20 protein-coding genes are annotated in these 26173 nt (G+C 69.1%); 10 read left to right on the forward strand and 10 right to left on the reverse strand.

Going from position 1 to position 26173, the window contains the following annotated elements; translation table 11 throughout:
- Positions 1-138 precede the first annotated feature (138 nt).
- The 5 genes from NRB20_RS31825 to NRB20_RS31845 are packed head-to-tail and all read right to left on the reverse strand — an operon-like array spanning position 139 to position 3542.
- Entirely contained in the window at positions 139-1392 is a 1254-nt protein-coding gene (locus NRB20_RS31825; protein WP_153415121.1) for a primosomal protein, read from the reverse strand.
- Positions 1393-1425: 33 nt separating this feature from the next.
- Entirely contained in the window at positions 1426-1758 is a 333-nt protein-coding gene (locus tag NRB20_RS31830; RefSeq protein WP_153415122.1) for a YbaB/EbfC family nucleoid-associated protein, read from the reverse strand.
- 4 nt (positions 1759-1762) lie between these two features.
- Entirely contained in the window at positions 1763-2110 is a 348-nt protein-coding gene (locus NRB20_RS31835) for a hypothetical protein (protein WP_153415123.1), read from the reverse strand.
- Positions 2107-3222, reverse strand: a complete 1116-nt coding sequence (locus tag NRB20_RS31840) for an NlpC/P60 family protein (RefSeq protein WP_153415124.1) — start codon at positions 3220-3222, stop codon at positions 2107-2109. Before NRB20_RS31840 ends, NRB20_RS31835 begins: the two co-directional genes overlap by 4 nt.
- Positions 3219-3542, reverse strand: a complete 324-nt coding sequence (locus NRB20_RS31845; RefSeq protein ID WP_153415125.1) for a type VII secretion target — start codon at positions 3540-3542, stop codon at positions 3219-3221. The genes NRB20_RS31840 and NRB20_RS31845 overlap by 4 nt, the downstream gene beginning before the upstream one ends.
- 148 nt (positions 3543-3690) lie before the next feature.
- On the opposite strand from NRB20_RS31845, the gene upp reads away from it, so the two are divergent.
- Complete coding sequence (upp, locus tag NRB20_RS31850) at positions 3691-4314, forward strand: uracil phosphoribosyltransferase (RefSeq protein ID WP_153415126.1); 624 nt, start codon at positions 3691-3693, stop codon at positions 4312-4314.
- A 250-nt stretch (positions 4315-4564) separates the two neighbouring features.
- Here the strand turns inward: upp and NRB20_RS38605 are convergent, their stop codons facing one another.
- Entirely contained in the window at positions 4565-6547 is a 1983-nt protein-coding gene (locus NRB20_RS38605) for a hypothetical protein (RefSeq protein WP_227834079.1), read from the reverse strand.
- Between the two features lie 102 nt (positions 6548-6649).
- On the reverse strand, positions 6650-7429 hold the full coding sequence (locus NRB20_RS31865; protein WP_153415127.1) for a purine-nucleoside phosphorylase: 780 nt from the start codon (positions 7427-7429) through the stop codon (positions 6650-6652).
- A gap of 141 nt (positions 7430-7570) precedes the next feature.
- Here NRB20_RS31865 and NRB20_RS31870 point away from each other — a divergent pair, with 141 nt between their 5' ends.
- The 4 genes from NRB20_RS31870 (at position 7571) to NRB20_RS31885 (ending at position 11804) form a co-directional block, all read left to right on the forward strand.
- The gene (locus NRB20_RS31870) at positions 7571-8485 is read left to right on the forward strand and encodes a ribonuclease Z (protein WP_319945656.1); all 915 of its coding nucleotides are present in this window, start codon (positions 7571-7573) and stop codon (positions 8483-8485) included.
- Between the two features lie 31 nt (positions 8486-8516).
- Entirely contained in the window at positions 8517-9239 is a 723-nt protein-coding gene (locus NRB20_RS31875; protein WP_153415129.1) for an enoyl-CoA hydratase-related protein, read from the forward strand.
- Between the two features lie 76 nt (positions 9240-9315).
- Positions 9316-10572, forward strand: a complete 1257-nt coding sequence (locus tag NRB20_RS31880) for a M20 family metallopeptidase (protein ID WP_153415130.1) — start codon at positions 9316-9318, stop codon at positions 10570-10572.
- 86 nt (positions 10573-10658) lie between these two features.
- Positions 10659-11804 carry a M20 family metallopeptidase gene (locus NRB20_RS31885; RefSeq protein ID WP_319945679.1) on the forward strand — a complete coding sequence of 382 codons (1146 nt, stop codon included), beginning with the start codon at positions 10659-10661 and terminating at the stop codon, positions 11802-11804.
- Positions 11805-12050: 246 nt separating this feature from the next.
- On the opposite strand, the gene NRB20_RS31890 is transcribed toward NRB20_RS31885, so the two are convergent.
- The gene (locus tag NRB20_RS31890) at positions 12051-12524 is read right to left on the reverse strand and encodes a gamma-glutamylcyclotransferase (protein WP_319945657.1); all 474 of its coding nucleotides are present in this window, start codon (positions 12522-12524) and stop codon (positions 12051-12053) included.
- A 173-nt stretch (positions 12525-12697) separates the two neighbouring features.
- Between NRB20_RS31890 and NRB20_RS31895 the strand changes: the two genes are divergently transcribed.
- From NRB20_RS31895 to NRB20_RS31915, 5 genes are all read left to right on the forward strand, one after another.
- On the forward strand, positions 12698-14101 hold the full coding sequence (locus tag NRB20_RS31895; protein ID WP_153415131.1) for an NAD(P)H-quinone dehydrogenase: 1404 nt from the start codon (positions 12698-12700) through the stop codon (positions 14099-14101).
- Between the two features lie 369 nt (positions 14102-14470).
- On the forward strand, positions 14471-15550 hold the full coding sequence (locus tag NRB20_RS31900) for a hypothetical protein (protein ID WP_319945658.1): 1080 nt from the start codon (positions 14471-14473) through the stop codon (positions 15548-15550).
- A 100-nt stretch (positions 15551-15650) separates the two neighbouring features.
- Entirely contained in the window at positions 15651-16937 is a 1287-nt protein-coding gene (locus NRB20_RS31905) for a hypothetical protein (protein ID WP_153415132.1), read from the forward strand.
- 87 nt (positions 16938-17024) lie between these two features.
- The gene (locus tag NRB20_RS31910) at positions 17025-18215 is read left to right on the forward strand and encodes an aminotransferase-like domain-containing protein (RefSeq protein WP_153415133.1); all 1191 of its coding nucleotides are present in this window, start codon (positions 17025-17027) and stop codon (positions 18213-18215) included.
- 139 nt (positions 18216-18354) lie between these two features.
- Positions 18355-20106, forward strand: a complete 1752-nt coding sequence (locus tag NRB20_RS31915) for a glycerol-3-phosphate dehydrogenase/oxidase (RefSeq protein ID WP_153415134.1) — start codon at positions 18355-18357, stop codon at positions 20104-20106.
- Between the two features lie 262 nt (positions 20107-20368).
- Here NRB20_RS31915 and NRB20_RS31920 read toward each other — a convergent pair whose 3' ends face one another.
- On the reverse strand, positions 20369-21118 hold the full coding sequence (locus NRB20_RS31920; protein WP_319945659.1) for a DNA-formamidopyrimidine glycosylase family protein: 750 nt from the start codon (positions 21116-21118) through the stop codon (positions 20369-20371).
- A gap of 60 nt (positions 21119-21178) precedes the next feature.
- Positions 21179-26014 carry an ATP-dependent helicase gene (locus NRB20_RS31925; RefSeq protein ID WP_153415136.1) on the reverse strand — a complete coding sequence of 1612 codons (4836 nt, stop codon included), beginning with the start codon at positions 26012-26014 and terminating at the stop codon, positions 21179-21181.
- Between the last annotated feature and the right edge of the window lie 159 nt (positions 26015-26173).

The raw sequence follows: 26173 nt of genomic DNA on the forward strand, positions 1-26173 counted from the left end.
GGAAACCACGGTTGAATAAACGGCGAACAAGCCCCCGGGTTCGGGGGCAATACCCATCGCCGCAAATGACTCGACAGAATATCGAGTCAGCGGCAATGCGTGGCCGACTTCCACCGCAGTGGAAGTCGCGGCCGCTGCCTAATCCTTGTGCAGCCGGGTTTCGAAGGCACGCTCCAGCACCCGCCACGCCTCGGCCTCGGCGGCGAAGGGAGCGCTGGGAGCCAACCGGCCCGGGTCCGGCTCGAGCAGGTACGAGACGTACGAGCCGAGCGAGGTGGACTTGGCCAGCGCCTGTTCCACGGCGTCGTCGCCGGCGTAATCGGCTGCGTCGGTGAACAATTCGACCGCGAGATCGAGCTGATCGAGATCGACCGACTCGGGCCCCTCGGCCAGATCGTCGGCCAGGCCGGGCAGCACGTAGACGTTCTCGTCGGAGACCTCCACCTCCAGCGACCCGTCGATCGCCGCGGTGTGTACCTCCGCGTACGTGCTCACCGCGGCCAGATCGTGATCGTGGTCGTCGGCCAGGTAGCGGGCCAGGGCGCGTTCGGAACCGAACACCGTGATCTGGCCGTTGCTGCCGAGGAACACCGGCTCGTCGTCGAGATAACAGCGCAGCGTGAAGAGCTGGCCCTCGGAGGTGACGATCCGGACCGGGTCGATGCCGACGCCGTGCCAGAAGGTCTCCTCCTCGTCTTCGGCGTCCTCGTCCTCCGCGTCGAGGTCGACCTGCTCGATCTCGTCGTCCTCGTCGTTCTCGGCCGCGTCCTCGGCGTCGACGATGTTCTGTTCCGCCGCAAGCAGTTCGGCCTCGGCGACGGCCACCGCGTCGGCGTCCACCTCCGGCGATTTCACCACCGCGTCGATGGCGTCCACGACCTCGTCCCAATCCTTGACGATGGCCGCGCCGATCCGGCCCCACAGCTCCTCGCCCTCGCGACCGTAGAAGGCCGTCATGCCCGAGGACAGCGTGCCGATCTCGGTGTGCGAGTCGAAGAACTTGGTCACCACCTCGAGCTCGCACACGTCACCGATGGTGCGGGCCATGTCGAGCGTCGCGTCGAGCTCGGCGATGGCCTCCGGATCGGGATCGCCCGCGGCCAGCTCCGGCACCGCGACCAGATCGAAGACGTGATCGTCCTCGGGCTCCAGTTCGGCCGCCGACAATCCGGCGATGACCTTCCAGGACGGATGGTCGACCAGATCGTTGTCGTCGTTGGTCCGGATGAACGCGACCAGCTCCGCGACCGAGTCGAAACCGTACAGTGCCTCCTCGTGTCCGAGGAATGCCTCCCACTCGTCCTCACCGTCGCGCCAGCGCGGTGCCCATAGGGTGACGAGATCGCCGTCGGTCAGGCCGAGCTCGATCGGGACGATGTCTCCAGAAGCCATGACCGTGAGCCTATCGACCCTGCGCCTGTGGCACTATTCGGCCCGCCCCCCAACATTTCCCGGCTGCTGTGTGGTGAAGCTCGAGTTGAGCGTCGCCACGACCTTGGAGCGCTGTTCGCCCGCATCCTGGGCCGCCTGGGTGCACGCCTGGATGATGGCCTGCCCCACCTCGGCGGGCGGGCGCGAGGTGATCGACTCGGCCAGGCGCAGGCCGACCAGGGCGCCGTCGCTGTTCACCTCGACGCTGACCAGTCCGTCCTCGCTGGTGTGCTTGCCGCGCACCTGTCCGAGGCCCTGCAGTGCGGCCTCCAGGGCCTCGAGCTTGTCGGTCGCCGCGGCGACCAGCGCGTCCATCTCGGCACTCATCTGCTCAGACCTGCCTCATCCAGCTCGTCGGTCCGGTGTCCTCGTCGTCCATCCGATCCAGCTCGTCCACTGCGGTGCGGCGGGTGGGCAGGCCGAGCTTGTCGAGGATCTCCTCGGGCATCCCCGACTCGGCCAGCAACTCCCGGCGACGCGCCTTGGCCACGATCGCCGACCGCTTGGTCAGGCGCAGGATCTCGGCGGCCAGAGCCTGTGCGCCGTAACGGTATTCGCTGCGCTCGAACTTGATCTCCACCGGCATGCCCTGATCGGTCGCCCGCACGGTGATGGTGCCCGAACGATTGGTGCTCGAGGCGACCGTGACGTTCGGGATGTCCTGCTGCGGCGCGCTCATGACGTGGGCCTGTAGAAGCCGTGGAACGCCATTCCCATGTTCTCCGTTCGAATCGCGTCGATCTGCACCGGATCTCCGGCCTCGACCATCTTTCCGTTACCCACCACCATCGCGACGTGACCATCCCAGATGGCCAGATCGCCCGGCTCCACATCGCCGGGGCTGACCTGCGTCGCGCCCTGGCTCTGATCGGCCGCCAGCCGCGGCAGGTCGACCCCCGCCTCGCCGTACGCGTACTTGGTCAGACCACTGCAATCCAGGCCCTGGCCGGGGGTGTTACCACCCCAGACGTACGGGGTGCCGCAGCATTTGATCGCCGCGTTCACCGCCGTGGCGGCCTTCTGGTTGGGCGCCTCGACCTTGGTGCCGTCGGGCAGCGTGATCATCACGCCGCCGTTCTTGGTGGTCTTGTTGTCGGTGCTGCTGTTGGACGCGGTGGAGGTCTTCGAATCCTTGGAGGCGTTCTTGGTCAGCGAGCTGACCGTCGAGCCGCCGCTGGACAATACGCCGCTGAGCAGCGAGGACGCCGTCTCCGCACCGCTGCTGGCCTGCGAGATCAGCGAGGCGGTGTTGACCGGGGTGCCGACCGTGGAGGGGCTGGACGGGGCCGGGGTCAGCTGCGTCATCGACGCGGTGTGCGTATCGAGATCCGACCGCACCTGGCCGACCACGCCGACCGCCTGGCCGAAATGATCGATCGCCGAGGTGACCACCGTGGTCAGGCCGACGGGCGTGGTGGCCGCGGGGCCGAGCACGTTCACCTGGTGCACGAAATCCTGCAGGATGCCGGCGAGTTTCTGCTGCCCGGTCTGCACCGTGGACGCGGCCTGGCTGACCACATCGGCCATGTTGGTGCCGCGATCGGAGATGTTCGCCGCCGAGGTCTGCACCTGCATGGCCTTGTCCATGGCGGCGTCACCGGCGCGGCTGTTCCACGCGTTGGTCATCTGGTTGATGCTGGTGCTGCCGGCCTTGTGGATGCCGTCCAACGTGGTGGAGGTCTGCCGCAGCGCGTCGGCGGGGCCGCCGTTGGGCATGACCCCGGTGCCGAAACTGGCGACCAGATCCACCAGCGGCTTGGCCAGCGCGTCGAGGTCGATCCCGGCGATCATGCCTGGAGCTCTTCCTGTACGGCGTGCATGGCGGTGACGCGCTCGGCGTCGTTCTGCGCGTAGCTGACCGATGCGCCCGCCGCGGCGGTGCCCATGGTGCCGAGCACCGCGGACAGCTGGCCGATCGAGGCCACGTGTCCGGCGTGCGCCGCGGAGTACGCGGTCAGGAAATCGCCCCCGACGAGCCCGAATATCGGGCCGAGCAGGGTCGGATCGGCAGTCGCCGCAACGGTTGCGGCCGAGGCCATTTCACCGGCCAATCCACCGGCTGTCGCACCGTAGGCGGCCAGGCCTTCGGTGTCGACCGAGATCTTGGGCATCACAATCCCCCATCGTGCTGGTCTGGTGGCAGATTACGTCATCCGAGTAGTTTGACGCAGGCTCCACGAGAACGGTTCCACTCCCGAACAAGAATTTTTCCCGGACGGAGTGCGGGCCAGGCCCCGGCACAAACCTTATCGTTCCCTCATGCGAACGCACATCGTGGATCACCCGCTCGCCTCCGCCCTGCTGACCATCATGCGCGACGAGCGCACGCCGAACCCGGCTTTCCGTGGCGCACTGCGGGATCTGACCGGAATCCTCATCTACGAGGCGTTGCGCGCGGCCCCCGTGACGACGTTCGAGGTCGCCACGCCGGTCGCGGTCACCGAGGGGGTGCGGCTGGCGCATCCGCCGCTGCTGGTGCCGGTGCTGCGCGCGGGTCTGGGCATGGTCGAGGCCGCCAGCGAGCTGATTCCGGAATCGCGGGTCGGCTTCGTCGGCATCGCCCGCGACGAACGCACCCATCAGCCCGTGCCGTACCTGGAATCGCTGCCCGAGAGCCTGGCCGGGGTGCCGGTCTTCGTGCTGGATCCGATGCTGGCGACCGGCGGTTCGATGCGGCACACCCTGGAACTGCTGGTCGCGCGCGAGGCCACCGACATCACCGCGGTGTGCGTCGTCGCGGCACCCGAAGGTGTTGCGGCACTGGAGGAATCCGGGCTGCCCGTCCGGTTGGTCACCGCGACGATCGATACCGGGCTCAACGAGAACGCGTACATCGTGCCGGGTCTGGGGGATGCGGGCGATCGTCAGTTCGGGCCGCGCTAGCCGAAGCGTCCACGGAGGGTCCGGACAGTTTCGAGAGTGCGTCCGGATCGCCTCGGGCTCCGGTGATTCCGGGTTCGGCGGCGTGAGTTCGTCCGATACGGAACAGCTTCCGGCCGAACGTCCGGCGATTCCGGGTTCGGCGGCGTGAGTTCGTCCGATACGGAACAGCTTCCGGCCGAACGTCCGGCGATTCCGGGTTCGGCGGCGTGAGTTCGTCCGAGACAGAACAGGTTCTGGCCGAACCCCCGCGCTACAGATTCTCGAAATACTTGCGCAGCTCCGACAAGCGTTGCGCGGCAGCCTGTTTCGCCGCCGGTAGCGCCGCGCGGTCCGGCACCGGTTCGAACACTTCGAGATAGCACTTGAGCTTGGGTTCGGTACCCGAGGGGCGAACCACGACGCGGAACGTATCGGCCTCGAAGATCAGCGCGTCGGTGCGCATCGGGCCGCGCACCTGCGCCGAATCGGTGCAGGTGACCGGGGTTCCGGCGATGACGTCCGGCGGGTTCTCCCGCAACCGCGCGAGCACCTGTGCGGCAGCGGCTTGATCGGCCAATCGCAGCGAGACCTGATCCCCCGCGTGCAGCCCGAATTCGAGCGCGTAATCGTCGAGTAGATCGAGCAGGCCGCGATCCTCCGCACGCAGCCGGGCCACGAGTTCGGCGACCGCGACCGCCGCCGAGATCCCGTCCTTGTCCCGCACCGCGGCCGGATCCACGCAGTGCCCGATCGCCTCCTCGTACGCGTAGACCAGGCGCGGTTGCCGGGGCACGATCGGGAGGCCTGCGTGGTGACGCTCCGCTGCCGCCTCCGGCCCCAGCCCGATCGTGCCGCTACCGGCGCGCGCCAGCCACTTGAAACCGGTCAGCGTCTCGGCGTACCGCGCGCCCCGCGCCGGGGCCAGCTTGCCGAGTAGCCGCGAGGACACGATGGTGGTCGCGACCAGTGCGTCCGCGGGCGCGCTGCGCAGCACGAAATCGCCCAGCAGCACACCGGTTTCGTCCCCGCGCAGCATCCGGAAACCGTCCGGCCCGCGCACCCCGACCGCACACCGATCGGCATCGGGATCCAGCGCGATCGCCACGTCCGCATCGACTCGATCGGCCAGTGCCAGCAGCAGATCCGAGGCCCCGGGCTCTTCGGGGTTCGGGAAACTCACCGTCGGAAAATCCGGGTCCGGCGCGAACTGCTCGTCCACCACGCGCACATCGGTGAACCCGGCCGCACGCAGCGCCGCCACGGCCGTTTCCCCGCCCACCCCGTGCATCGGCGTCAGCGCGATCCGGAGTTCGTTGCGCCGCACGGGAAGCGGCATCACATCCGGGAAAGCCTCCGATGATCGGCCCGGGTCGCCGACGGTCTCGGAGTCCGTCTCGGTGCCCGATCCGCCCGGCCTCGCGGCGGCTTGTTCGCGCGTTGCTTCGGCTCGGCCGGGTTGTGCGTCGTCGTCGGGTTGTGTGTCGAGTCGGGCGGGCGGGGTGGTGGTGTGGTCGGGTTGTGTGTCGAGTCGGGCGTGCAGGGTGTCGGCGTGGTCGGGTTGTGTGTCGAGCTGGGCGGGCGGGGTGGTGGCGTCGTCGGGTTGTGTGTCGAGTCGGGCGGGCGGGGTGGTGGTGTGGTCGGGTTGTGTGTCGAGTCGGGCGGGCGGGGTGGTGGTGTGGTCGGGTTGTGCGTCGAGCCTGGTGGGCAGGGTGGCGACGCGGTCGAGGTACCGGCGGACGATCTCCTCGCCCAGTTCGGCGATGGGAGTGCCGGACGGGAGGTTAAGCAGGTGCGGGTCGGGGGAGGTCGGGAGGGGATCGGCGCGGGGGATCGGGTCGCGGACGGCCTCGATGCAACGTTCGATCTCGGTGTCGGCGGGCGGGATCAGCTGGGAGCCGCCGCTGAGGTAGAGCTTGTAGCCGTTGTCGGTGGCCGGATTGTGTGACGCGGTGATCTGCACTCCGGCAACGGCTTTCAGCTCCCGCACGGCGAAGGCCAGCACCGGGGTGGGCAGCGGGCGCGGCAGCGGCAGCACCGCGAATCCGGCCGCGGCGAGGACTTCCGCGGTGGCCGTGGCGAATTCGGCCGAACCGTGCCGGGCGTCGCGGCCGACGATCACCACACCGCCGCCCAGGCAGCGCTCGCGCAACCAGGCGGCGAGTCCGGCGGTGGTGCGTGAGACCGTCTCGACGTTCATCCCGTCCGGCCCGTCCCGCAGCGGACCCCGCAGACCGGCCGTCCCGAACCGCAACATCAGCACAATCCCTTCCGGCACATCAGGTTTCCTCGAATTCGAAACGCGCGGCCGGGTCTCGCCGCGCCCGCGAATCCGGCGACCCGGAGCGTTCGAGCGGACTCAGAGGCGTTCGAGCACACCGCGCAGCAGTTTGCCCAGACGCGGTGCGGCGGCGCGGCCCTCGGCGAGCACTTCGGCATGCGAGAGGTGCTGACCCGTCACCCCGGCGGCCAGATTGGTGACCAGCGAAATTCCCAGCACCCGCGCCCCCAGCGCGCGACACGCGATGGCCTCCAGCACCGTGGACATGCCGACCAGATCCGCGCCCAGCGCGCCGAACATGCGGATCTCCGCGGGCGTCTCGTACTGCGGTCCGGTCAGCCCCGCGTAGACGCCCTCGGTCAGATCCGGATCGACTTCCCTTGCCAGGGCCCGCAATCCGGGATCCCACGCGTCGACCAGATCGACGAACGTGGCGCCGGTCAGCGGCGTGCGCCCGGTCAGATTCAGATGATCGGAGATCAGCACGGGCTCGCCCACCCGCAGTCCGGGACGGATGCCCCCGGCCGCGTTGGTGAGCAGAATGGTGTCCGCACCGGCGGCGACGGCCGTGCGCACCCCGTGCACGACTTGCGCGGGTTCGTGGCCCTCGTAGAGATGCTGACGGCCCATCATCAGCAGCACCGGCGAATCGTTCACCGTCACCGAATGCACGGTGCCCTGGTGGCCCTGGGCGGTGGGCGCGTCGAATCCGGGCAGCTCGGTCATGGGCACCGACGCGGTCGGTGCGCCGATCTCGGCGGCGGCGTCCTGCCAGCCCGAGCCGAGTACGACGGCGATACGATGGTGCGGAACTCCAGTGCGTTCGGCGATCGCCGCGGCGGCCTGTTCGGCAAGCATGTGGTTCACGATAGTGCGATACCTCACGGCGTGCGGTTTCCGGGTGACCTGCCGTGGCCCGGGGTGCCTGGTAGCGTCGCGCAGGCCGGACCCGCGGTGCGCGGGTGGACGTCGTGTCGAAAATGTGGTGGGAACAGAGTTGTGACTGCGCGTGAGCTCGTCGTGCTGGGGACGGCCAGCCAGGTGCCGACCCGCCAGCGTAACCACAACGGGTATCTACTGCGCTGGGACGGCGAGGGGCTGCTGTTCGATCCCGGTGAGGGCACCCAGCGTCAGATGTCCTTCGCGGGCGTGTCCGCCGCCTCGATCACGCGAATCTGCCTGACCCACTTCCACGGTGACCACTGCCTCGGCCTGCCCGGCGTGCTCGCGCGCCTGAACCTGGATCAGGTGACGCATCCGGTGGACATCTGCTTCCCGGCCGCGGGACGCGAATTCTATTGCCGCCTGCGCGATGTGGTGCCGTACTTCGCCGGGGTGCGGGAGCAACCGGTCGCGGCGGCGGGTCCGATTCCGTTGCCGGACACCGCATTCGAGTTCGAGGCGATCCGGCTGGACCATCGCGTCGAAACCTTCGGCTACCGGTTGATCGAGCCGGACGGGCGGCGCATCCTGCCCGATCGGCTGGCCGCGTTCGGTATCTCCGGACCCGATGTCGGGCGTCTGCAACGCGAGGGTTCGCTGCGGCTGCCCGACGACCGGGTCGTCACCCTGGACGAGGTCTCCACGGTGCGGCACGGGCAGCGGTTCGCGTTCGTCATGGACACCCGGATGTGTTCGGGCGTGGAGGAATTGGCGCAGCACGCCGACATGCTCGTCATCGAGGCCACCTTCCTGGACACCGACGCGGGCCTGGCGCACGAATACGGTCACCTCACCGCGGCCCAGGCCGCGCAGGTGGCGCAGGCGGCCGGGGTGCGCACGCTGGTGCTGACCCATTTCTCGCAGCGTTACGCCGACCTCGAGGACCATCGGCTCGAGGCCGCGAAGTACTTCGACGGCGAACTGGTGGTGGCCGAGGATCTGATGCGGGTGCCGGTACCGACTCGCCGGTAACTTGTCCGACGGCGTCGTTATGCTGCTGCGTATGCCGCATTTGGAACGTGACGGAGACGTGTTCGTGCTCTACCTCGGCGACGAGGGGCAGACCGACAACGAGAACCGCTTCCATCCCGACTGGATCGATGCCTTCCACGGTCTGCTGGACGAGGTCGAGCAGACCGGGGTCACCGCCGAGCAGCCGCATCCGCCGGCCGCGCTGGTCACCGTCGCGACCGGCAAGTTCTACTCCAACGGCCTGGACACCGACTGGCTGTTCGGCAATTTCGATCGCAGCGGCTGGTATCTGGACCGGGTGCACAGCCTCTACACCCGTCTGCTGACCTTCCCGATGGCCACCGTGGCCGCGGTGAACGGGCACGCCTTCGGCGCGGGCGCGATGCTGGCCACCTCGCACGACTTCCGGGTGATGCGCTCCGATCGCGGCTACTGGTGCCTGCCCGAGGTGCATCTGGGCATGCCGTTCACCGTCGCGATGAACGCGCTGGTCACCGAGCGGTTGACCAATCAGGTCGCGGTCGAGGCGATGACCACCGGCCGCCGCTACGGCGCGGAGGCCGCGATCGCCGCCGGAATCGTCGACGCCGCGGCCGACGCTGACGCGGTGTTGGCCAGCGCCGTCGAACGGGCCGCCGCACTGGCCGGTAACCGCAAGCCGAATCTGCCGGTCATCAAGCGGGCCCTGCACGGCCGCGCCCTCGCGGGCCTCGCGGTGCCGACCACCCAGGAGAACCTGGCCTTCCAACCCTGATCGACGCCCGCGGGTCACCGCCGCCGAACCCGCGGCCAACACTCCGCAACCTCGCGGTCGGTGCGAGACTGATGCCATGGCACATCGTGGCGCGGACCGACAGCCCGAGCCCGCGGATCCGTCGCCCGATCCCGTTCTCGCCGCGGCCGATCCGACGCTCACCGCTGCCGCCGACGCCGGGATCGCCCGCGCCGCCGCCGAACTCGTCGCGCTGTCGCACTCCATCCACGCCGAACCGGAACTCGCGTTCGCCGAGGTCCGCAGCGCCGCGAAGACCCTCGAGCCGCTGCACGAACGCGGATTCGCGGTCGAGACCGGGGTTGCCGGGCTGGACACCGCGTTCACCGCGACCTATGGCCACGGCCCGCTCGTGGTGGGAATCTGCGCCGAATACGACGCGTTGCCAGAGATGGGCCACGCCTGCGGGCACAACATCATCGCCGCGTCGGCGGTGGGTGCGGCGCTCGGGCTGGCCGAGGTGGCCGATGCGTGCGCGATCACGGTGAAGGTGTTCGGCACACCGGCCGAGGAGAGCGGCGGTGGCAAGGTGCTGATGCTCGAACGCGGTGTGTTCGACGACGTGGCGATGGCGATGATGGTCCATCCCGGGCCGTTCGACATCGTCGGCGCGCGTTCGCTGGCCCTGTCGGATCTGTCCGTCCGGTATCGCGGCCGGGCCGCACACGCCAGCGCGGCCCCCGAACTGGGCCGCAACGCCGGGGACGCGGTCACCGTCGCGCAGGTTGCGCTGGGGTTGCTGCGTCAACATCTCGCGCCCGGGCAGCAACTGCACGGTATAGTCGAGTCCGGCGGCGTTGCCCCCAATATCGTGCCCGAGCACGCGGAACTGCTGTATTACCTACGGGCAGCCGACTCCGCATCCCTCGATGATCTGATGCGACGCGCATCGGCCTGCTTCGAGGCGGGAGCGCTGGCGACCGGAACCACCCACGACATCCGGTTGCTCGCGCCCACGTACACCGAGCTCACCCCCGACGCGGCAGTACTGTGTGCCTACCGCGAGCAGATCACCGGAATCGGACGCGTACCACTGGCGCCGGAACTCGAGGCGGCACGCCCGCTGGGCAGCACCGACATGGGCAACGTCACCAATGTCATCCCGGGCATCCATCCGGTCATCGGCATCGACGCCGCGGGATCGGTGACGCATCAGCCGGAGTTCGCGGCCGCGTGCGTCACCGGTTCCGCGGATCTGGCGGTGATCGACGGGGCCACGGCGTTGGCGCGTACCGCGATACAGGTCGCGGGCGATCAATTCCATAGAGAACGGTTGTTGGAACACAGCGTTCAGCGACAGGAGGATTTTCGGTGAGTACGGACGGCCGAACCGCGGCGGCGGCAGGCCCGGATACGACGGCCTCGGCGGACGAACCAAGCAGTCCGGGCGCGGGTCGCGCGATCGTCGACGCGTGGCTCCGCGACAACGCGGACGACCTGGTCGGCTGGCGACGTCATCTGCACACCAACCCGGAGTTGTCCCGGACCGAATTCGCGACCACCGAATTCGTGGAGTCCTGGCTGGTCAAGGCCGGATTGGAACCGCAGAAGCTGCCCACCGGGACCGGTCTGCTGTGTGATATCGGTCCCGACGGCCCGCGGATCGGCCTGCGCGCGGATATGGACGCGCTGCCGTTGCAGGAGTACACCGGACTGCCGTTCGCCTCGACGGTGCCGGGCGTGTCGCACGCCTGCGGGCACGACGCCCACACCGCGATCCTGCTGGGTGCGGCCTCGGCGCTGGCCCAGGTGCCGGATCTGCCGGTCGGGGTGCGGCTGGTGTTCCAGCACGCGGAGGAGGTCATGCCCGGCGGGGCCATCGATATGGTCGCCGCGGGTGCGATGGAGGACGTGTCGCGGACGTTCGCGCTGCACTGCGATCCCCGGCTCGAGGCCGGGCGTGTCGGGGTGCGGGTCGGGGCGATCACCTCGGCCGCGGACACCGTGGAACTGGTGCTGGACTCACCCGGCGGGCACACCTCGCGTCCGCATCTGACCAGCGATCTGGTGTACGCGATCGGCACGGTCATCACCGGTCTGCCGGGGCTGCTGAGCCGCCGGATCGATCCGCGCACCAGCACCGTGATGGTGTGGGGCGCGGTCTCGGCGGGCAAGGCCCCCAACGCGATTCCGCAGACGGGCATGCTCACCGGCACCGTGCGCACCGGCGATCACGCGACGTGGTCGCTGCTCGAGCCGATGGTGCGGGAGATCGTCGAGGGCCTACTCGCGCCGACCGGCGTGCGGTATCAGCTGAACTACAAGCGCGGCGTCCCGCCGGTGGTCAACGACGAACAGGCCACCCGGATGTTCGAGGACGCGATCCGCGCCGTGGGTCCCGACGCGCTGGCCGACACTCCGCAGTCCGGCGGCGGCGAGGACTTCTCCTGGTATCTCGAGGAAGTCCCCGGCGCGATGGCCCGGCTGGGCGTCTGGTCCGGCCACGGCGATCAACTCGACCTGCACCAGCCCACGTTCGACCTGGACGAACGCGCCCTCGCCGTCGGTGTGCGCGTGCTGACCAACCTGGTCCTGAACGCGAGTTAGGCCGAATCACTCAGCCGTGCGGCCGCATCCACATCGGGTGCGGCCGCTCTGCTGTCACCTGTGTACCGCTCAGCTATCACCTGTGCGTTGGTGAGGTGTGGGCTACCGCGGTGATCCGCACGGAGCCGAGCCTTCGAGCGGGGAGTTCGCGGTCGGCTTGTCGTTCAGCGCTCGAAGCGCATGAGCGAAGCCCGAGTGTTGAACGGTAAGCCTTGCCGGCCGCGAACACGCCGGAGCAGCGGCCGATCACACAGCGCCGGGGCCGACGTTTCGGGAGTTGCGGGTGCGTAGCGCGTGGACGTATTCGGCTGGGGCTCCGGCCTTTTCGGCCGCGTCGGCGATGACGCCGATGTAGCGGGCCGAGGGTAGGCCGCCCTCGTAGGCGTCCAGGACGTACAGCCAGGCCAGGACGGGCTGTGAACCGGTGCCCGAACTGGGGCTGACGCGCAGCCGGATCTTCTTGTGTATGCCGAAATCCGAACCCTCCCAGCGGTCCAGGCTCACCTCGTCCTCGTCGGGCACGTCGTAGAGCACGACGAACACGCGGGATCCGGGCTCCTCGACCACCGTCGCCAGCGGTCCCTCCCAGCCGATGTCGTCTCCGGCGAAGGTCAGGCGCCAGCCCTCCAACCAGCCGGTTCCGTACACGGGGGAGTGCGGACAGCGCTTGAGCATCTGCTCGGGATCCATATTGGATCCATACGCGGCGTATATCGGCACCAGGCAAGAGTATCGAATGACCGCGAGGACGGCGAAGGAGCACGTACCTCGGCTCCGTCCGGCCGCCCACCGGGACCCGCAAACGCGCGGCGCGCGCGCCCTCGTGAACGCGCACAGATACGCTTTGCCGGTATCGGAGATCCCGGTCGAACAGCACGAAGGCGGAGGTATCCATGACCCGCATAGCAATCATCGGCGGCGGTCCGGCCGGTTACGAGGCCGCACTGGTTGCGGCCGCGCACGGCGCGGAGGTCACGGTGATCGACTGCGACGGCGTCGGTGGCGCGTGCGTGCTGTGGGATTGTGTGCCCTCCAAGACCTTCATCGCCTCCACCGGTGTGCGCACCGATCTGCGCCGCGCGCGGGATCTGGGCATCACGCTGCATCCGGCGCAGGCCCAGGTGCGGTTGTCCGAGGTGAATTCCCGGGTGAAGGCGTTGGCGCAGGCGCAGTCCGCCGATATCCGCACCAAACTCCAGGCCGCTGGGGTGACCATCCTCAACGGCGGCGGCGAGCTGATCGATCAGATTCCGGGCCTGGCCACCCATCTGGTGCGCGCGAATCTGGCCGGCGGCGGTGAGCGGGTGCTCGAGGCCGAGGTGGTGCTGATCGCCACCGGCGCGAGCCCGCGTGTGCTGCCCGGCGCGGAACCGGACGGCGAGCGGATCCTGAACTGGCGGCAGCTGTACGACCTGCAGGAGATGCCCAAGACGCTGGTGGTCGTCGGATCCGGTGTCACCGGTGCGGAATTCGTCAACGCCTACACCGAGATGGGCGTCAAGGTGAAGCTGGTCTCCAGCCGCGACCGGATGATGCCCGGTGAGGACGCCGACGCCGCGCTCGTGCTCGAGGACGCCCTGGCCGAACGCGGTGTGGAACTGGTCAAGCAGGCGCGCGCGGACGCGGTCGAGCGCACCGACGACGGCATCGTGGTGAAACTCTCCGACGGCCGCGAGGTCACCGGTTCGCACGCGCTGATGACGGTCGGCTCCACCCCGAACACCGCCAACCTCGGTCTGGAGCGGATCGGTATCGAACTGGACCGCGGCGGCTATCTGCGGGTGGACCGCGTCTCGCGTACCACGGTGCCGGGTGTGTACGCCGCGGGCGACTGCACCGGACTGCTCCCGCTGGCCTCGGTGGCCGCGATGCAGGGCCGGATCGCGATGTATCACGCACTCGGCGAGGGGGTGCAGCCGATCCGGCTCAAGACGGTGGCCTCGGCGGTGTTCACCCGGCCCGAGATCGCCACGGTCGGGGTGAGCCAGAACGCGATCGACGACGGTCAGGTTCCGGCGCGCACGGTGATGCTGCCGTTGAACACCAATCCGCGGGCCAAGATGTCCGGGCTGCGACGCGGTTTCGTGAAGATCTTCTGTCGTCCGGCGACCGGTGTGGTGATCGGCGGCGTGGTGGTGGCGCCGATCGCCTCGGAGCTGATCCTGCCGATCGCGATGGCGGTGCAGAACAATCTCACCGTGAACGATCTGGCGCAGACGTTCTCGGTGTATCCGTCGCTGTCGGGATCGATCACCGAGGCCGCGCGTCAGTTGATGCGGCACGACGATCTGGGGTAGTCCGGACCGGACACCTTCCGATCGCTCGGCGCCGCACGGCTTTCGGGCATCGTTCATGTTCCGGCGGGCCGTCGTTCACGCCCGATCAGTCCCCTGGACAACACCTCTCGCGGGAGCGAGTGCGTTTGCGGCACTGGGAATTCGATACATGTTGCCGGAAACCTGTTCGTGTGATTCACTTCCCGCAGAGATGTGAGTGGTGGGTTGGTTGGCAGATTTCGTGACGGGGGATTGTGCCTTTCCCGACCGGAGTTCGCGAGCGGCCCCCGGGGTCGTGTCAGCGGTCCGGCATCTGATGAGGGATAACGGGAGTGCGGTGTGCTTTGCCCGACATGACGGCGGCCGTGCTCGGGAAAGGGACTGCGAGCAGTGAAACATCAGCGTAGTAAGCCGAATCGGGTGCAGCGCGTGGTGGCCACGTCGTTGCCGTTGGCCACCGCGGCCGCCGTGGTCACTCTGCTGGCCACACCGGCTGGTGCGGACCCAGTGAGTCCGACCCCGGTGCCCACCACGCCCGCGCAGCCGGGCGACACCCAGGCGGGTACCCCCTCGACGCAGAATCAGGCTCCCGCGCAGCCGGGCGTCACCAAGCCGGGGCAGTCGAACGACAAGAACACCCCGCAGCCCGGAGTGACCGCGCCGGGTGGCGCCCAGCCGGGTGTCACCCCGTCGCAGCCGGGCGTCACGCAGCCCAATCCCAATGGGACGCAACCGGATCAGAGCCTGGCCGGTCCGGTGCAGCCGGGTGTCACCACCCCGCGCGTCGCGCCGCTGCCGGTGCCCGGACAGAGCACCGACACCGGCCCGGCGCAGCCGGCCGTGATGCCCAACCCGGGTACCGCGCAGCCGAATCAGCAGCCGAGCCAGCCGCAGCCCGGCCAGGGCACCATGGATTCGCTCGCCGGTAACGGCGCCGCCCAGCAGGGCACCGTGCAGGGCCCGCCGCGCTGGAGCTCGCCGAGCCTGCATTCCGCCCCGGCCGCGCCGGTGGTGCAGATGAACGGCCCGCACACCGAGGTCGGCGCGAACATCGACGGCGGTGGGCTGGCCCCCGGCTACGTGGCCAACACGCACCACTTCAACAACGCCAACGGTTACGTCGGCACGGTCGGCTACCGAACCCCGAACGGGACCGGTGACGCGGGCGTCTCGATCGAGTACGTCGAGGCCAACAAGATCAAGGTCACCACGTACACCCACACCACGGGTATCGATGACCTCAAGGCCCGCACCGGTTTCAACGACGTCAAGAACACCACCTACGTCGACTCCACCCAGGCCAACGCGGCCAAGGCCGCGGTCGAGGGGTGGATCCGGATGCAGCCGGGTGGGGTCGCCGCACTCGACGCGGCCGCTCACGTTGGTAGGCTGCCGGAGGGGAATTACGCCCCGCAGACGGTGAATGTCGCCGGTGTCAGCACGCAGTGGAGTGGTTCGGTCCAGAACTGAGACTCGGTGCTGGCCCGGGGGACATCGGTGCAAGCTGGTTCGGCGTGGGGCGGTCGTTGGTAGACCGCCCCACGCGGGTGTCCTGGGGAAGGAACGGGTGATGGCCTCCAAGGACGATTCGGAACACGACGAATCGGGTGAGTCGGGTTTCGGACCGCCCACGTCCGGGTTCGGTCCGCCGGTCGGTGAATTCGGGCCGCCGATGGATGCGTTCGGTCCGCCGACCGGTGGGGGTGCGGTGGGCTGGCAGCCCGCCGACGCTCCGGAACGTCCGGCCGTGGGGTGGCAGCCCGCCGATGGGGGTGAGCGCCCCAGCCTCGGCTGGCAGCCGGTCGATCAGCAGCCCGCCCCGCCGGTGCAGCCGACGGTGCCCGCGCCGCCGCAGCAGTACCGTGCGCCGGACTCGACGGGGTCGCGCGAGATCGTACAGCCGCCGCAGCAGTACCGCGCACCCGATTCGACGGGGTCGCGCGAGATCGTGCAGCCGCCGCAGCAGTACCGTGCGCCGGACTCGACCGGTTCGCGGGAAATCGTTCAGCCGCAACAGTATTCGACCGGCTCGCAGGAGACGGTGCGGTATTCGGATCAGGCCGGTGGTCAGGGTGGGCCCGATACCGGAACGTGGCAGGCCGTGCCGCCGCGCCCGCCCACCCGGCCCGAGCAGTCGCAGTCCGGACAGCCGCGTTCGCTGTGGGACGACGACGATCTGGCCAAGAAGCTCGCCGCGCCGCGCGAGCCCAGTGTCGCCGCGCGCGGATCCGCGTCGGGCAAGAGTTCGTCCTCGGGTTCGCTGTGGGACGACGACGATATGGCCCTGGACTTCGGCTCCTCCTCGGGGCGGCAGACCTCCGCGCCCACCTCGGACGGGTCGCGCCGCAATCGCGGTGTGCTGTACGGGGGGATCGCGGCCGGAGTGGTCGTGGTGCTGGCGATCGTGGGTGTGATCGTGTACGCCATGCGCGGTGGAGACCACCCGAGTCCCAACCCCACCGCGACGCCGGGCGCGCAGGCCCCGACGCAGGACGGCGGGGCGAGTTGCCAGACCTACAAGAGCGGCGGTACCACCGTCGGCAACGGTCCCGGCGACACCAACAGCGGGGTCGGCGCGATCCTCGGCTTCGAGCACGCGATCTACACCGACCGCAGTGCGGCCAAGGCGTTGACCTTCGTGAAACCGAACACGGTCAACGTGGCGCAGCAGGTCATCGATCAGTATCCGGTGGGTACCACGTACTGCCTGCGCATCAACGAGTTGACGGCGAACAGTTTCCTGGTGGTGATCACGGAGAACACTCCCGACGGTAAGACTCAGACGTATCGGGAGGCGTTCGACACGCAGCAGGTCGACGGCAAGTACCTGATCGCGAGGGCACCGCAGGGTCTCTGATCAGATCTCATTATCTGAGATACAAATTTCATATAATGAATTACCTGTGCGATGGTGGGATGACGTAACCCATTGTCGGAGGTCTCTATGTCGCCCGTCTCACCATCGCTGTCGCATCGGCTGGACGGTCTGCGGAGTTCGGCGATTCGTGATCTGCTGACGTTGACCGAACGTCCGGAGGTCATCGGCCTGGCCGGTGGGTTGCCGGACGAACAGCTCATGCCGCGCGATCGGATCGCCCGTGCCGCCGAGGCCGCGCTGGCGGATCGTTCACGATTGCAGTACACCCAGTCGGCGGGCTGGGGACCGCTGCGTGAGGTGCTTGCCGCGCGGGAGTCGGCGCGGCTGGGCCGGGCGGTGCCGATCGCGGAGGTGTTCGTCACGCACGGCTCGCAGCAGGCGTTGTCGCTGCTGGGTGAGGTGCTGTTGGATCCGGGCGCGCTGGTGGTGGTCGAGGATCCGGCGTATGTCGGTGCGTTGCAGGTGTTCCGGGCCGCCGGGGCGCGGATCGCGTCGGTTCCGCTGGATGCGGAGGGGATGCGGGTCGATCTGCTCGCCGAACTGCTCGAGCGCGGGGAGCGTCCGGCGGTCGTGCATACGGTCAGCAACTTTCACAATCCGCGCGGGGTGACGATGAGTGCGCGGCGTCGCGCGGAGCTGGCCGGGCTCGCCGACCGCTACGGATTCTGGGTCATCGAGGACGATCCGTACGGCGAACTCTGGTTCGACCGGCCCGCAGCCGAACCCGTTGCGACCTACTCGCCCAACGTGATTCGGCTGTCCAGCGCCTCGAAGATCCTCGCCCCCTCGCTGCGCGCGGGCTGGATGGTCGCGCCCGACCGGGTCTGCCGCGCGGTGGAACTGCTCAAACAGGGTGCGGACCTGTGCGGTTCGGCGCTTACCCAGCAGATCACCGCCGACCTGCTGGCCGACACGGATTGGCTTGCCGCACACGTGAACACGGTGCGCAGCAACTACGGCGAACGCGCGAAGGCACTGGTCGGCGCACTGCGCGAACGATTCGGCAACCGCATCGTGAGTACCGACGCCACCGGCGGCATGTTCGTCTGGGCATCCTTCACCGACGACACCGACACGGCCCGATCACTCTCGCGCGCAGTCGAACACGGCGTCGCCTACGTCCCGGGATCGGCATTCGCCGTCGATTCCGACTACCGCTCGGCAATGCGCTTGTGCTTCACCACGTTCGACGCACCGACGTTGCGCGAGGCCGTCGACAGGCTGGCGCGAACGTTCGGCGAAGAGCGCGACGGCTAGCCCTAGCGGCTTCTCCTCCGGCCGACGATGCCGGGCGCTCGGACGGCGGTGCACTACAGTGACGTCCAGCTACCTTGCGGCTATGTCGCGGGCAGGTGTGTCACCAACGAGCGTTCGGCATCGGCTGGAGGAGTCGAGGATGGCGGAGATATCGCAGGCGGGGTCCCGTTCGGCCGGGGAGTTGGGGCCCGGTCAGCGGGATGGTGCGTGGGAGCGGTTGGGGCGGGATCATTTCGATGTCGTTGTCATCGGGGGTGGGGTGGTCGGGGCGGGGATCGCGTTGGATGCGGCTACTCGGGGGCTCGAGGTTGCGTTGGTGGAGGCGCGGGATCTGGCTTCGGGGACCTCGAGTCGGTCGTCCAAGATGTTTCATGGTGGGTTGCGGTATCTCGAACAGCTGGATTTCGGGTTGGTGCGGGAGGCGTTGCGTGAGCGTGAGTTGAGTCTGAAAACCCTTGCGCCGCATCTGGTCAAGCCGCTGCGGTTCCTGTATCCGCTGACCCATCGGGTGTGGGAGCGGCCGTATGTCGCTTCGGGGCTGGTGCTGTACGACACCATGGGTGGGGCGAAATCTGTTCCGGGACAACATCATTTGACTCGGTCGGCGGCGTTGCGGCTGGCACCGGGGGTGCGGCGGGACGCGTTGATCGGCGGGGTCACCTATTACGACACCGTTGTCGACGACGCCCGGCACACCATGACCGTGGCCCGCACCGCCGCGCACTACGGTGCGGTCGTGCGCACCTCGACGCAGGTGGTGGGGTTCCTGCGGGAGGCCGATCGGGTGGTCGGGGTGAAGGTGCGCGACAGCGAGGACGGGCGCGCCACGCAGGTGCGCGGGCATGTGGTGATCAATGCGACCGGTGTCTGGACCGACGAGATCCAGGCGCTCTCGCGGCAGCGCGGACGTTTCCACGTGCGGGCCTCCAAAGGTGTGCACATCGTGGTGCCGCGCGATCGGATCGCCAGTGACACCGCGCTGATCCTGCGGACCCCGACCTCGGTGCTGTTCGTCATCCCGTGGGGGCCGGGTCACTGGATCATCGGGACCACCGACACCGACTGGAATCTGGACCTCGCCCATCCCGCGGCGACCAAGGCCGATATCGCGTATCTGCTCGAACGGGTGAACCAGGTGCTGGTCACGCCGCTCACGCACGAGGACATCCAGGGCGTCTACGCCGGATTGCGGCCGCTGCTGGCGGGGGAGAGCGACGAGACGTCCAAGCTCTCGCGCGAACACGCCGTCGCGCGGATCTGCCCGGGACTGGTCGCCATCGCGGGCGGCAAGTACACCACCTATCGGGTGATGGCGTACGACGCGGTGGATGCCGCGGCACCCGATATCCCGCAGCGGGTCTCGCCCTCGATCACCGAGAAGGTGCCGCTGCTGGGCGCGGACGGCTACTTCGCCCTGCTCAACCAGGCCCCGCAACTCGCGCAGACCTACGGCGTGCACCCGTACCGCATCGAACACCTGCTGGACCGCTACGGCTCCCTGGTCACCGACGTGCTCGACCTCGCCGCGGGCAAACCCGAACTGCTGCAACCGATCACCGAATCCCCGACGTATCTGCGCGTGGAGGCGGTCTATGCCGCCACCGCCGAGGGCGCACTGCACCTCGACGACATCCTGGCCCGCCGCACCCGCATCTCCATCGAATACTCGCACCGCGGCGTGGCCTGCGCCGAAGAGGTCGGCCGCCTCGTCGCCCCGGTCTTGGGCTGGGACGATCAGCGCGTCGCCCGGGAGGTCGCCACCTACAACGCCAGGGTCGACGCCGAGATCCGCTCCCAAACCCAACCCGACGACATCTCCGCCGACGCCCTGCGCGCCGCCGCACCCGAACCCCGCCCGGAGATCCTCGAACCCGTCCCGACCGACGGGTGATTCCAGCGCGCGGTTGTGTTGTCCGGGCGCATGATCGAACAGGGGGTCATCGGGTGTGGAGCAGTAGGTAGACCAGAAGCAGCGTGATGGCCGTGGCGATCAGCGCATGCACCAGTTGCAGGGTGATGCGCGCGATGCGGTGGGCGGTGGCTGCGGTCATGACGGGTATGTCGTTGCGCGCGACCGAGATATTAGCTATTGAGTGGCAAATGACACTGTGGTGTGGTGGGGGCGTTGTGGGGATGGTGTTCGGGGGTCGGGCTTATTCCTGGCAGCCGGTGCAGAAGTAGATCGTGCGTTCGGTGTCGGGGCCCTCGCCGATGAGGGTCTGGGTGAGGGTGGTGCCGCAGCGGCGGCAGGGTTGGCGGTGGCGGCGGTAGACGTAGGGCCGCCACGGGGGATCGTGGGCGGCGGAGTGCAGGACTCGGTGTGCCCTGTCGACCAGGGCGGGCAGGTCGGGTACCGATCCGGTCGGACGGCGCGGGTCGACGCGTTCGACGAAACAGATCTCGCTGCGGTAGATATTGCCGATCCCGGCCAGATTGCGCTGGTCGAGCAGGGCCAGGCCGATCGGGCGATCCGGTTCGGTCAGCAGGCGGCGAACCGCTTCGGCCGCATCCCAATTCGGGCCCAGCAGATCCGGGCCGAGCCGGTCCGTGACGGTGTGTTCCTGCTCGCGGCGCAATACCTCGACGGTTCCCAGCGCGAAGCCCACCGCCTCGGCTGCGGCGGTGGCGAGGATCAGCCGCGCGGTGAACGCCGGTTTGGTCCAGCGCTGGCCCGGTGTGAACACCCGCCACTCACCCTCCATCTTCAGGTGCGTGTGGATGCTGACCGTCGGCGTCCGCACGAACAGATGCTTGCCGTAACTGCCGACCTCCTCGACGGTCTGCCCGGACAGATCCAGCGTCGCGTATCTCGGCACCCGAAAATCGCTGCGCACCAGCGTGTTCCCGGCCAGCGCCGCCCGCAGTCGCCCGGCGGTCCGGAAGACCGTGTCACCCTCGGGCACGGGCACCTCCGAGTGCGCGAGTGACACATCGAACAAGTGGTGCGTCGGGCCGGAGCGGATTCATGGTCGGCTCCGTAGACGGAAACCGCGGGGCGTGGGGGCGAACCCTGCTTCGGTGAGGAAGGCGGCGAAAGTGTTGCCGTGCACGGATTCTCCGTTCACGCGCTCCACGACGAGGGAGTCGATGTGGTGGTCGTGGACCAGGGCGGCCAGGGTGGTGGCGGCGCGGGTGCGTTGCCGCGGGTCCTCGGTGAAGGTGAGCAGGGTTTTGCCGCCACGTTCGAGGTAGAGAGTGAGTTCGCCGTCGACCAGGACCACCAGTGCGCCCGCCTTGCGGCCGGGGCGGTGGCCTGCGGCTTCGGTCGCGCCCTTCGGCCAGGGTAGGGCCGCGCCGTAGGGGTTGGCGGGGTCGCAGGCCGCCAGGGCCAGGGTGGTATCGGAAGTACGTTGTGCGCCTTCGGATTCGGCGGATCGTTCGGTGTCGAAGGAACGCAGCCGGTCCACCACGTCGGTCGTGGAGAACTGCGCCCCGCCGAGCGAATCGATGAAATAGCCGCGGCGGCAGCGGCCGCGATCCTCGAATTCGGTGAGTACGCGGTACATCAGCGCGAATCCGCCCGGAACCTGTTCGCCCTGCACCGATCCCCGGGTCAGCACCCCGTACCGCTCCAGCAGCAGATCGGCCGTGGCATGCGCGCGAATCGTATTGTCCGACACCCGTTCCGGCAGCAGGGACCAGCGTCCTGCCATGGTCGGCGGGCCGCTGCGGGTCGGCATGTTCGCGCGCGGCAGATACATCCGGCCGCGCGGCGTGCGCCGGGGTGTGCGATGGGTGGCGGTGCTGCGCGCGCTCCCCGACAGCAGCGCCCGCACCGGTGCGAAGGTGTCGCCCGCGACATGTCCGGCCCACACCAGTTCCCACAGCGCCGCCGCGACCGCCGCGTCGTCGAGCAGACCGGTGGCGTCGGAGAGCTGCCGGAAGAAGTACGCCCCGCCGACCGAGGGCACCACCTGCGCGCGCGTCGGCGGCGTTTCCGGGATGACGGTGGCGCCGAGGGCGACCAGGAGTTGGATCTGGGTTTCGGTGAGGTCGATGTCGTCGGGTGGGGAGAGGGCGAGGGCGGCCTGGTCGGCGGGGTGCAGAGCGATCCAGCCGTCCTTGGCGGTGAGCGAGCCGTGGCCGGACCAGATGACCTCGCCGGTGGACATCAGTTCGTCGAGCATGGCGGGCGCGTAGTCGCGGACCCGGGCGGGCAGGATCAGCGATTCCCACGCGGAGGCCGGAATCGGTACGCCCGCAAGCTGTTCCACGACCGCGGCCACACCGTCCACGCCGCGCAACTGGCCGGTGCCGACCTGCTGCCAGGCGGGCAGGAACTTCGCGAACGCGGTGGTCGCGACGGGTTCGATCTCCTTGCGCGCCGCGGCCAGCGAACGCCGCCGCAACCGGCGCAGCACCTGGGTGTCACACCATTCCGTACCGGCCGCCCCGGGCGTGAATTCGCCCTCCACGACCCGTTTCTCGGCGGCGAGCCGATGCAGGGCGGTCGCCGCGACGGCCGGGCCGAGACCGAAGCGGTGCGCCAGCGCCTCCAACCCGAACGGGCCGTGCGTGCGCGCGTACCGGCCGACCAGATCGCCCAGCGGATCGGCGACGGGCTCGATGAACGCGGCCGGAACCCCGATCGGCAGCGGCACACCGAGGGCGTCGCGCAGCCGGGCCGCGTCCTCGATCGCCACCCACCACTGCTGCCCCGCATACGAAACCGACAGGGCGCGACGGGCTTCGAGGAGTTCGGCGAACCACGGTTCGGGATCGGCGGTGCAGCGCGGGACCGCTTCGGCCGGGGTCAGCGGGCCCAGCAGCCGCAGCAGATCCGCCAGCGCCTCGGCGTCGCGGGCCTGGCGTTCGGGGGTCAGGCGCTGCAATTCGCGTTCGGTGAGATCGAGGACCTCGGCGTCGAGCAGCTCCCGCAGTTCCACCCGTCCGAGCAGTTCGGCCAGCAGGCCCGAGTCCAGCGAGAGTGCCGCGGCCCGTCGTTCGGCCAGCGGGCTGTCGCCCTCGTACATGAACTGGGCGATGTAGTCGAACAGCAGGGCGTTGGCGAACGGTGAGGGCGTGGCGGTTTCGACCTCGACCAGCCGCAGCTTGCGGTGCGCGATCCCGGTCTGCACCTCGCGCAGCGAGGACAGGTCGTACACGTCCTGGAGGCACTCGCGCGCGGTCTCCAGCAGAATCGGGAAATCCGGGAACTTCCGCGCCACATCCAGCAGTTGCGCCGCGCGCTGCCGCTGCTGCCACAGCGGTGCCCGGCGGCCCGGATCGCGACGCGGCAGCAGTAGCGCCCGCGCCGCGCACTCGCGGAACCGGGAGGCGAACAGGGCCGAACCGCCGACCTGCTCGGTCACCACCTCATCGATCTCGTCCGGCTCGAACACGAACAGATCCGCACCCGGCGGTTCGTCGGTGGTGTCGGGCAGGCGCACCACGATCCCGTCGTCCGAGGCCTGCGGCGCGGCATCCACCCCGAACCGTTCCCGCAGCCGCGCCCCCACCGCCAACGCCCACGGCGCATGCACCGGCAACCCGTACGGCGAATGCAACACCACCCGCCAATCCCCGAGCTCATCGCGGAACCGCTCCACCAACAACGTCCGATCCGTCGGCAGCTGCCCCGTCGCCGCCCGCTGATCCCGCAGCAACGCAACAAGATTCGCCGTAGCGAACGCATCCAACCCCGCCGCCCGCACAATCCCCCCGAACCCATCCAACTCGCCCGTACCCGGGTTCGTCCCCCCACCGGACGCCCCCGCCCGATCCCCCTTTGCTCCGCGCTTCCTCCCTTGTGAACCCACCGACGCACCACTCCCCACCGATTGCCTCGACACCCCGGACCCGACGGAGTCCGACCCCTCGAACCGCTGCTCAGCGATAGCGCCATCGGTTCCCAGCGGCTCCGCTCGCTCGAGCCCGGGGGGAGTGCTGAGTAACGCATCGATCGTCGCGGCGGGGGCGTGTTCGATGGCCTGACCTGTGGTGCGGACGAATTCGCCGAGGGCGGAGCCCAATTCGGCGGGGCGGCCGAGGGAGTCGCCGTGCCAGAAGGGGAGGCGGCCGGGGAGGCCGAAGGCGGGGGTGACCAGGACGCGGTCGTGGGTGATCTCCTCGATGCGCCAGCTGGTGGCGCCGAGGGCGAAGACGTCGCCGACGCGGGATTCGTAGACCATCTCCTCGTCGAGTTCGCCGACGCGGGAGGCTTTCTCGCCGACCATGAACACCGGGAACAGGCCGCGGTCGGGGATCGCGCCGCCGGAGGTGACCGCGAGGCGTTGCGCCCCGGGACGTCCGGTCAGGGTGCCCGCGTCGCGGTCCCACACCACGCGCGGGCGCAGCTCGGCGAACTCGTCCGACGGGTAGCGCCCGGACAGCAGGTCCAGCACCGATTCGTAGGCCGAACGCGGCAGTGTCGCATAGCTTCCCGTGCCGCGGACGATCTCGAACCAGGTATCCACATCGATCGGATCCAGGGCACAGGCCGCGACGGTCTGCTGGGCCAGGATGTCCAGCGGATGGGTGGGAATCCGCAGCTGTTCGATCTGCCCGGCCGTCATGCGCATGGAGGCGACCGCGCAGTGGATCACGTCGGTGCGGTGTTTGGGGAAGATGACACCGCGGGAGATCTCGCCGACCTGATGCCCGGCCCGCCCGACGCGCTGTAGTCCACTGGCCACCGAGGGCGGCGCCTCCACCTGCACCACCAGATCGACCGCACCCATATCGATGCCCAGTTCGAGACTGCTGGTGGCGACCACGCAGCGCAGCCGCCCGGTCTTGAGATCGTCCTCGATGAGGGCGCGCTGCTCCTTGCTCACCGACCCGTGATGCGCGCGGGCCAGCAGCGTCGCGCTGCCGTTGTTGACCTCGGAGGTGGCACCGATAAGCGCGGGCGTGCGCAGAGGCGGCCCGGGTTCCGACGCGGATTCGGGGACCTCCGCACTCACCCCGATCCGATCGGCATACGTCTCGTTCAACCGCGCGGTGAGCCGCTCGGCCAGCCGCCGCGAATTTGCGAACACGATCGAGGACCGATGCGCCAGCACCAGATCCACGATCGCCGAATCGACATGCGGCCAGATCGACCCGGCCTGCTCGGTGTCACCCGCTGGATCCGGCTCGGTCATATCCGCCACCGGCACCCGCACCGACAGATCGAAGGTCTTCGGCGCGGGCGGGGCGACGATGGTGATCGGCGCGCGGCCCACCAGGAACCGGCCCACCTCCTCGGGCGGCCGCACGGTCGCGGACAGCCCGATCCGCTGCGCGGGCCGCTCGGTCAGCCCGTCCAGCCGGGCCAGCGAAAGTGCCAGGTGCGCACCGCGTTTGGAGCCCGCGATGGCATGCACCTCGTCCACGATGACGGTGTGCACCGCGCGCAACGTCTCCCGCGCGGCCGAGGTGAGCATCAGGAACAGCGACTCGGGCGTGGTGATCAGGATGTCCGGCGGGGTGCGCTGCAGCGATCGCCGCGCCGCCGCGGTGGTATCGCCCGACCGAACCCCGACGCTGATCTCCGGCGCGGGCAACCCCAGCCGTTTCGCGGTCTGCGTGACCCCCACCAGCGGTGCCCGCAGATTGCGCTCCACATCCACCGCCAACGCCTTGAGCGGCGAAATGTACAGCACCCCGGTACCGCGCGCCTCGTCCGTCGCCGACCTGCCCGCGAGCTGATCGATCGCCCACAGAAACGCCGACAACGTCTTGCCCGAACCGGTCGGCGCGATGACCAGCGTGTGCTCCCCGGCCGCGATCGCCCGCCACGCACCGAGTTGAGCGGCCGTCGGCGCGGGAAACGCGCCGTCGAACCACTCCTGCGTAGGCCGGGAGAACTGATCCATGCGCATCAGTCTGCACCCCACCACCGACACGAATACGTGGCCGCAGGTGGAACGGGTGCGGCTACTCCGAGGCCGCTCCGACGCAGTTCACCGGCCCGACGAACTCCTCCTCCGGCGCATTCTGCTGAGCCTGCCACGCCCCCCGCAGGATGCGAACAC

It is taken from the genome of Nocardia macrotermitis, assembly GCF_009604405.1.
In the GTDB taxonomy this organism is placed as follows: Bacteria; Actinomycetota; Actinomycetes; order Mycobacteriales; family Mycobacteriaceae; genus Nocardia; species Nocardia macrotermitis.